The 8,616-nt window shown below is 73.0% G+C and carries 6 protein-coding genes; 4 read left to right on the top strand and 2 right to left on the bottom strand.

The annotated features are described in order from the left end of the window. Positions 1-38: 38 nt before the first annotated feature. Together P8A18_RS00690 and P8A18_RS00685 are read right to left on the bottom strand one after the other, a co-directional pair. Complete coding sequence (locus P8A18_RS00690; protein WP_306050715.1) at positions 39-2,279, bottom strand: ABC transporter ATP-binding protein/permease; 2,241 nt, start codon at positions 2,277-2,279, stop codon at positions 39-41. A gap of 231 nt (positions 2,280-2,510) precedes the next feature. Next, positions 2,511-2,837 (bottom strand): DUF5132 domain-containing protein, encoded by a 327-nt coding sequence (locus tag P8A18_RS00685; RefSeq protein WP_306050713.1) that lies wholly within the window; start codon positions 2,835-2,837, stop codon positions 2,511-2,513. A gap of 525 nt (positions 2,838-3,362) precedes the next feature. On the opposite strand from P8A18_RS00685, the gene P8A18_RS00680 reads away from it, so the two are divergent. Genes P8A18_RS00680 through P8A18_RS00665 form a run of 4 tightly spaced genes read left to right on the top strand, consistent with a single transcriptional unit; the run spans position 3,363 to position 8,578 of the window. Then, a complete protein-coding gene (locus tag P8A18_RS00680; protein ID WP_306050711.1) occupies positions 3,363-4,940 on the top strand; it encodes an ABC transporter substrate-binding protein in 1,578 nt (525 codons plus the stop codon). A gap of 13 nt (positions 4,941-4,953) precedes the next feature. Then, on the top strand, positions 4,954-5,922 hold the full coding sequence (locus P8A18_RS00675; protein WP_306050709.1) for an ABC transporter permease: 969 nt from the start codon (positions 4,954-4,956) through the stop codon (positions 5,920-5,922). 2 nt (positions 5,923-5,924) lie between these two features. Continuing rightward, positions 5,925-7,790: a dipeptide/oligopeptide/nickel ABC transporter permease/ATP-binding protein gene (locus tag P8A18_RS00670; protein ID WP_306050707.1), complete on the top strand. Its 1,866-nt coding sequence runs from the start codon at positions 5,925-5,927 to the stop codon at positions 7,788-7,790. Between the two features lie 11 nt (positions 7,791-7,801). After that, positions 7,802-8,578, top strand: a complete 777-nt coding sequence (locus P8A18_RS00665; protein ID WP_306050705.1) for an ABC transporter ATP-binding protein — start codon at positions 7,802-7,804, stop codon at positions 8,576-8,578. Positions 8,579-8,616: the final 38 nt, after the last annotated feature.

The following is an 8,616-nucleotide window of genomic DNA, read 5'->3' as shown; positions in this document are numbered from 1 at the left end:
GTGGCGTCACGCGGTCGGCGGGGAGCGGATTCCTGCGGTCAGGCGGCGAGTTCGCCGGCCTGGAGCTGCCAGAGGGATGCGTAGAGCCCGTGCTGGGCGAGGAGTTCGTCGTGGGTGCCCTGTTCGGCGACGACGCCACCCTTGTCCATGACGTAGATCCGGTCGGCGTGGCGGACCGTGGAGAGACGGTGGGCGATGACGACCATCGTCCGGTCGGCCGCGAAGCTCCGCAGGGTGCGCTGGATGGCGGCCTCGGTCTCGTTGTCCACGGCGGAGGTGGCCTCGTCGAGGATGACGACCGGCGAGTTCTTGAGGATCGCGCGCGCCAGGGCGATCCGCTGCCGCTGGCCGCCGGAGAGCGCGGCGCCGCGCTCACCGATCAGGGTGTCGTAGCCGTCGGGCAGTGTCGCGATGAAGGGGTGCGCCTCGGCCATGGTCGACGCTTGCACCACGGCCTCGTCCGAGGCGCCGAAGCTTCCGTAGCGGATGTTGTCGGCGATGCTGCCGTCGAAGAGGAAGGGGTCCTGCGCGACGAAGCCGATGGAGTGGCGCAGGTCGTGCCGTCGCAGGTCCCGGACGTCCTGTCCGTCGAGCAGCACCCTGCCGGCTTCGGCGTCCTGGAAGCGCATCAGGAGTCTGGCGATCGTCGTCTTCCCCGAGCCGGTGGCGCCCACCAGGGCGGTGACCCGGCCGGCCGGGATGGTCAGCGAGAGATTCTCCAGCGTGGCCGGCCGGCCGGGGTAGGCGAAGGTGACGCCGTCGAGGACGATCTCGCCCCGGACCTCGGCGGGGTCGAGTGTCCCGTCGCCGCCGTCGGCCTCGACCGGCAGTTCGCGCAGCCGCTGGATCCGGTCGTACGAGGCGAGGGTGCGCTGGTACTGGTCGGCGATGCCGCCGAGCCGGCTCATCCGCATGAGCAGCATCTGAGGGAGTCCGATGAGAGGGCTGAACACCTCGAAGCGCAGGGTGCCGTTGAGGACGGAACGGCCGCCGATCAGCAGGGTGCCGGCCATGGAGGCGGTGGTGCAGGCCCGGATGGTCTCGGCGTGGTGGATCGTGCTCCGGTCGGTCTGCCGGCTGCTCTCCTGGACCGCTTCGCTCAGCTTGTCGACGCGCTCGGCCTCGTAGTCCTCGGTGCAGAAGCTCTTGACGGTCGCACCGGCCTCCAGCGAGTTGATCACCTGGCTGCCCAGCCCGGCGCGGCGTTCGCCGGTGGTGGCGTAGTCGGCGGCGGCCTTGTCCTGGTGGCGCAGTGACAGCCAGGCGATGACCGGGATCGGGAGGAACGCGATCCAGGCGATCTGCGGTGCCAGCAGGAGGAACGCCGGCACCAGGAGGGCCAGACTCGTGCCGAGTTGCAGCATGTCGTTGGCCGGGCCCGCGAAGAAGGCGCCCAGCTGGCCGACGTCGTTGGTGAGTGTGCCGGCCACCCGGCTGGTCCGCTCGCCCTCCAGCTGTCCCAGGTCGAGGTGCTGGACGTGTCGGTACGTGCGGCCCCGCCAGTCGTGCTCGATGTCCTGGCCGAGCCTGCGCCACTGGAGGTTCGAGGCGTACGAGAGGCCCGCCACCGCGGCGCAGGCGGCGGCCACCAGCCCGGCCAGCCCCCAGAGCTGGGCGGAGGCCGTGGTCAGGCCGAGGAGGGCCAGCGGTGCAGCCTCGCCCTTGATGAGCACCAGGCCGGTCCAGCCGAGGAAGGTGCCGAGCGCCATCTCCGCGGCCTGGCAGGCGACGGACAGAGCTGCGGCGCGGTAGAGGCGGCGGCGGTGCGGACCGGCGATCTCCAGCAGGGGATGGCGTGCGGAACCGGGCCCGGCCGCGGTCTGCGCGGCGTCGGCCGTTCTGCGCCAGGCCTTGCGCAGGACGACCGCGGTCGCCACGGCCACCCCGCCCGCGGCCACCAGCTGCCTGCTCAGTGCCGGCCCCCTGAGCAGCGCGGCGCCGGCCGCGACCCCGCCGCCGACGGCGAGCACCGGGCGCACGACCAGGCCGCGGTCCGCCGTCGGGACGGGCGTGGGTGTGCGCCCGGTGCCCACCGTCTCCTCCGCGACCCGGGTGACGGCTCTGCGGATGATCCGGCCGATGTCCGTGGCACGCAGGCGCGCGTCATGCCGGACGAGCACCCCTCCGGTGACCGGACTGGCCTGGGCCTCGGTGATCCCGGGAATGTGGCGCAGCGCGGCGGCCAGGAGTTCGGCCGTCCGGGGGCGTCCGACGACGAGCCCGACGTCCCAGCGCTGGCGGCCCGGCGTGACCGAGCGAGGGCTCGTATCCGGTTCCATGGAGCGGAATCCGGATGCGGCACCCAGTAGCGATGGCATGTTGTACGTTCACCTGTTTGCGGAGGTCGCGGAAATTCCGTTACGGATACGACGGATCGCGGCGACGGAGCGGGAAATGCTGAAAGGAATTCACTGCGGCAGGTCGGCCCGCGAACGGCCGCCACCCTGACGCGTCCCGCCGATATCGATCGGCGGACGCGCCCGATGGCGGCCGCGGGTTCACACGGACCGTCAGTTCGCCTTGCCGGCGGCGCTCTCGGCGGTCGCGCGGATCTTCGGGGCCCTCCGGTCCCCCTTGGCGCCGCTCCCGGCCGCATGCTGGCCGGGAACGGAGTGGCCCTCGGTCTCAGCGGCGGCGATCTGGGCGGCCACCACATCGGCGGCCACCTCGGCCGCGAGGTCGTGGATGTTCTCCCCGGCCTCGTGGGCCGCCTTCTTCACCTCCATCGCGATGCCGACGGACGCTTTGACGACTCCGCCGACCAGTGGCTTGAGCAGACGCTTGGCCAGTGGTGCGACGATGAGTCCGACCAGAAAGGGCGGTACTACAGGCGGCATGACGCTCCATCCTCTCCACGCATACGTATGACAGGGAACCCGGGCACGAGAACGGGAGCAGCGCACAGCCGGGCGGGTATGAAGCATTCCGTCTCGAAATCCGGAACTCACTCGGAGACTCACTCGGAATCGAATTCCTGGACACCGGAACGCGCCGTCCCGTGATCACGGTAGTCGAACCGTGCCTGCCTGGGCCAAATGGCTGCCGCTTGATTCACTCGTGTGAGTGTCGGTGGACTTTCCGCGTGTCCTGAATTGAGCGCATCCGAACATTCATCTGCACGATAATCGGATTATCGGTCCCTGATGTAATTCACGTGCTTTTCCCGTCCGCTGCCGCATCGCCCGACCCCTCGGCTCCGCAAGGAGGGCCAGGTGTGACTCATACGGGTGAATCAGGCTCGGCCGTCCCGGTCGCCCCCGCCGTCCCAGGCCAAGCGGCCGGGCGGCCCCAGGGGTTCGAACACGCTTTCCGCGCAAGGGAGTTGGCTCATCACGGGTGGGCTCCGGTGGCACCATGACTCCATGTTCCGACGCACACCGCCGGCCGCCCTGGCGGCCGCCCTCACCGCCTCGGCCCTCGCGCTGAGCGGCTGCGGCGGCGTCGCCACCTCCTCGACGACCACCCCCCTGGTGCACCGCGGCACCGTCAGGATCGCCGAGTCCAGCGAGACGCCCAGCTTTGATCCGTACTCCGCCTTCGGCGCCTCCCAGGCCCGCTACGCCTACGACTCCCTGGTCAACCTCGCCCCGGACGGCGCCCTGGTCACCGGCCTGGCCTCCTCCTGGCATGCCACGGCCACCGAGGCAGCCTTCACCCTCCGCCCCGGGATCACCTGTTCCGACGGCACCGCCCTCACCGCCTCCGCGGTGGCCCGGTCGCTCACCTACGCGGGAGACCCGGACAAACAGCTCGCCGGCGCCCTGACCGTCCTCCCGAACGTCCCGTTCACGGCGAGCGCCGACGACGGGACCGGCACGGTGTCGGTGAGAGCCGCCACCCCCTTCCCCTTCCTCACCCGCACGATCGGCCTGCTGCCGATCGTCTGCCCCGCCGGACTCGGCCGGCCCCGGGCGCTGGAACGTTCCAGCCAGGGCACCGGCCCCTACGTGCTGACCCGCTACACCCCCGGCGGACCGTACGAGTTCACCGTCCGCGACGACTACGCCTGGGGGCCCGCCGGGGCGACGGCCTCCGAACCAGGTCTCCCCGAGCACATCGAGATCTCCGTGGTGCCCCAAGCCTCCACGGCGGCGAACCTGCTGATCACCGGGGCCATCGACATCGCGCACGTGAGCGGGCCGGACCGTGCCCGGCTCACCGGCCGCGGCCTGGCCACCACCGACGTGGCGACCGTGATCGGGCTGACGTTCTTCAACCAGCGCGACGGCCGGGTGCTCGCCGACCGGGCACTTCGCCGCGCCCTGGTCTCCGCCCTCGACCGCCAGGGGCTCGCCAACGTCGCCGTCGGCGGCACCGGCAGCCCCGCCACCGACTTCGGCGCCGAGGGCGCCGTCTGCCACACCGACCTCGCCGACGCCAACCTGCCCGCGCGGAACGCCACCGAGGCCCTGCGCGCCGCCGGCTGGACCCGTACCGCCGGCGGCCCCCTGACCAAGGACGGGCAGCCACTACGGCTCCGGCTGATCACCAGCCCGGACCTCGGCCCGACGCTGGCCTCCGTCGCCGAGCTGATGGCCCGGGAGTGGACGGCGCTCGGTGCCGAGGTCGACCTGGTCAGCGAGAGCCTGCCCGCCCTCGTCAACGCCATGTACGAGACCGCGGACTTCGACGTCGTGGTCGGCAGCACACCCGGCTTCGCCCTGCCGACCGGCTTCATTCCCTTCTTCTCCGGCCCCTCCCAGGGCCTCAACTTCGCCGGGGTGGACAACCCCGAATACGACACCCTTGTCGCCCAGGCCCTCCGGAAGACCGGCACCACGGGATGCGGCACCTGGAACAGGGCGGCCGCCGCGCTCCTCCGCTCGGCCGACGCGCTGCCGATCGCCGAGGGCCGGAGCAGTGTGTACGGCTACCGCACCACCTTCACCACCACCTTCGGCGGACAGCTCGTACCCACCAGCATCCGCCTCCACCAGTGACCCGGGACCCACCATGTCCGTTCCCCAGCTGCTCCGGCACCCCTGGACCGTGTTCCTCGGCCGCCGCGGTCTCAGGCTCGCCGTCTCCCTGGGCATCGTGCTCACCGCGTCCTTCGCGATGGTCCGCCTCATCCCGGGCGATCCGGTCAGGGCCGCGCTCGGCGTCGACGCCGCCCCCGGTCTGGTGGCCGCCCGCAGGCACGCCCTCGGGCTCGACACGCCCTTCCTGTCCCAGTACCGGCACTACGTGGACGGCCTCCTGCACGGCGACCTCGGTACCTCGCTGGTCACCGGAGCACCGGTCGCGGAACTGGTCCGCACCCGGCTGCCGGCCACGCTGGAGATCGCCGGTCTCGCCTTCCTCACCGCTCTCGCCATCGCCCTGCCCGGCGGCCTGCTCGCCGCCCTCCGCACCCGCGACGGCCGCCGCCCGCGCACCGAGCTGGTGTTCACCTCGGTCACGGCCGGACTGACCGGGGTGCCGGACTTCGTGCTGGCGTCCGGGCTCACCGCGCTGCTCGCCGTCGGCCTTCCCCTGTTCCCGGTGGCCGGAGCGGCGGGCGTCGCGTCCCTCGTCCTCCCCGTCCTCGCGCTCTCCCTCACTCCCACCGCGATGCTGTTACGCCTGGTCAGAGTGGAGGCGCTGAAGGTGCTCAACGAGGACTACCTGCGCACCGCCCGGAGCAAGCGGCTGTCGTCCGCACGCCGCTGTCTCCGGCACGCGGCACCGAACATGGCCGCCGCCACGCTCACCGTCGCCGGGAGCCTGCTGCCCGCCCTCGTCGCGGGCACCGTGCTGGTCGAGAAGGTCTTCGCCTGGCCCGGCATCGGCTCCGCCATGGCCCAGTCCGTGGTCGCGCAGGACTACCCGGTGGTCCAGGCCATGGTGCTGGTGCTAGGCACCACCGTGCTGCTCGCCGGTCTCCTGGTCGACGTGCTGCTCGCCGTGCTCGATCCCCGCTCGGCGATCCGGGAGTTGTGACCATGCCCCGTCCCTCCGCGCTCGGGCGCTCACCCATGGCCTGGGTCACCGGCGTCATGCTGGCGTCGCTCGTCGTGCTCGCCCTGGCCGGCCCGCTCCTGTGGGGCGCGGCGGCCGACCGCCCGAATCCCTCGGCCGTGCTCCTGGGCCCCTCGGCAGCGCACCCGGCCGGCACGGACGGTCTCGGCCGGGACCTGCTGGCCCGCGTCCTGACGGCCACCCGCCCCTCCCTGCTGCTCGCGCTGGCGTCGGTCGTGCTCGGTGCGACCGCCGGTGTGCTCCTCGGGGCCTGCACCGCCGTCCTCGGACGGCGCGCCCGCCGGCTGACGGCCGGGCTGATCAACCTCCTGCTCGCCTTCCCGGCGCTCCTGCTCGCGATGTTCCTCGCGGTGGTGTTCGGCGCGGGCACGACGGGTGCGGTGCTGGCCCTCGCCGCCGCGGCCGTACCCGGGTTCGCCCGGCTCGCCCAGACCCTCGCCGCGGGCGTCGCCGGCACCGACCACCTGGCCGCGGCCCGGGTCCTCGGCCTGCGCCGCCACCGGCTGCTGTGGCGTCATGTCCTGCCCAACATCGCCGAGCCGCTGCTCCTGAGCGTCACCACGGCGGCGGGCACCGCCCTGGTCGCGCTCTCCGGGCTGAGCTTCCTCGGCCTGGGCGTCCAGCCACCCGGCTACGACTGGGGGCAGCTGCTCAGCCAGGGGCTCGACCGGATCTACGCCGAACCGCTGCCCGCACTCGCCCCGGGCCTGGCCCTGCTCTACGCCGCCCTGGCCTTCCAACTGCTCGGCGAGGTCCTGGCCGGCAGCGCCGCCGGGCGCGGCCCGGTGGCGCGCATCCCCGCGCAGAGGCCCGCCCCGAGCGGCCCCGCCGAGGGCGGAACGGTCCTCCAGGTCGACGACCTCACCGTCGAACTGCCGACCCCGGGCGGCACGATCCGTCCGGTGCGCGGTGTGAGCCTCTCACTGCGGCCGGGCGAGATCGTCGGGCTCGTCGGCGAGTCGGGTTCGGGCAAGTCGCTCACCGCGCTGGCGATCGCCGACCTGCTCCCGTACGGCGCCCGGGTGTCCCGGCGCACGCTGCGTCTGCTCGGGGCCGACCTCGCCGCCCTGACACGGAAGGAACGGGACCGGCACCTCGCGACGGGCCTGTCGGTGATCTTCCAGAACCCGGCTTCCGCGCTCAACCCGTCCCTGCGGATCGGCACCCAGCTCACCGAGGCCGTCCGCACCCACCGCGGTGCGAGCCGCGCGCAGGCCACCGCGGAGGCCGTTGATGCCCTGCGCCGGGTCGGGCTGCCCCCTGCGGTGCTGCGCTCACGTCCCCACCAGCTCTCCGGCGGCCAGCGCCAACGCGTGATGATCGCCGCCGGGCTGATGGTGCGGCCGGGACTGATCATCGCCGACGAACCGACCACCGCCCTCGACGTCACCGTCCAGCGGCAGATCACCCGGCTGCTCACCGACATCCGGCGGGACACATCCGCCGCGATCCTGTTCATCAGCCATGACATCGCGCTCGTGGGAGAGTTCTGCGAACGGGTCCTGGTGATGTACGCGGGCACTGTCGTCGAGGCGCTGCCCGCCGCCCGCCTCGCCGACCGCACCCGTCACCCCTACACCCGGGCCCTGGTCACATCGGTGCCGGACCTCACGGCCGGCCGCGACCGGCCCCTGCCGACGGTCGAGGGCGCGCCGCCCGATCCGCTCGCGCCCGCGCCGGGGTGCCCGTTCGAGCCCCGCTGCCCACGCCGCCAGGATCTCTGCGCCGAGCAGGCCCCGCCTCTCGACGACCTCGGTGCGGGCCACCGGGTCGCCTGCTGGTATCCGCTGCCGGTGACAGCGGACACGAAGCCGGTGACCGCGTCGTGACGGTCCTTCGGGTGAGTGGGCTCACCGTCCGCCGCACCGGCCCCCGGGGCTCGTTCGCCGCCGTGGACGGTGTCTCGCTGGAGGTCCCGTCCGGCACCACCCTCGGGCTCGTGGGGGAGTCCGGCTCCGGCAAGTCCAGCCTGGCCGGAGCGATCGTCGGCCTCGTCCCCGTACAGAGCGGCCGGATCCTGATCGACGGCCGGGAGACCCGAGCCCGGACCGTCCGCGACCGGCGGCGCCTCGGCCGACGGGTCCAGATCGTCCTCCAGGACCCGGACACGGCGCTCGACCCGCGGATGACGGCAGGCCAGGCACTCGCCGAGGCCGCCACCGTCTACCGCCGGCTCGACCGGGCCGCCCGCGCCGAGCGCGTCACCGAACTGCTCCGCCTCGTCGGCCTGGACCCCGGGCTCGCCGGCCGCCTGCCGCGGCAGCTGTCCGGCGGCCAGCGCCAGCGGGTGGCTCTCGCCCGCGCCCTGGCCGTCGAGCCGGGCCTGCTGATCGCCGACGAGATCACCTCGGCACTCGACGTGTCGGTGCAGGCATCCGTACTCAACACGATCCGCGGACTCCAGCGACGGCTCGGGCTCTCCATGCTGTTCATCGGCCACAACCTGCCCGCGGTCTGCCACGTCTCCGACGCCGTCGCGGTGATGCGGCACGGGCGGATCGTGGAGACCGCTCCCACCGAGACGCTCCTGCGCGCACCGAGGCACCCGTACACCCGGACGCTGCTCGCCTCCGTGCCTTCGCTCCGCACACCCCTGGCAGGGGAAAGGCCCACGTGACCGGAGGGCACTCCCGGATCGGCCGCGCACGCATGCGA

Origin of the sequence: Streptomyces sp. Mut1, from assembly GCF_030719295.1 — a bacterium.
Taxonomy (GTDB): Bacteria; Actinomycetota; Actinomycetes; order Streptomycetales; family Streptomycetaceae; genus Streptomyces; species Streptomyces castrisilvae.
This window is presented reverse-complemented; position numbering and strand designations above follow the sequence as displayed.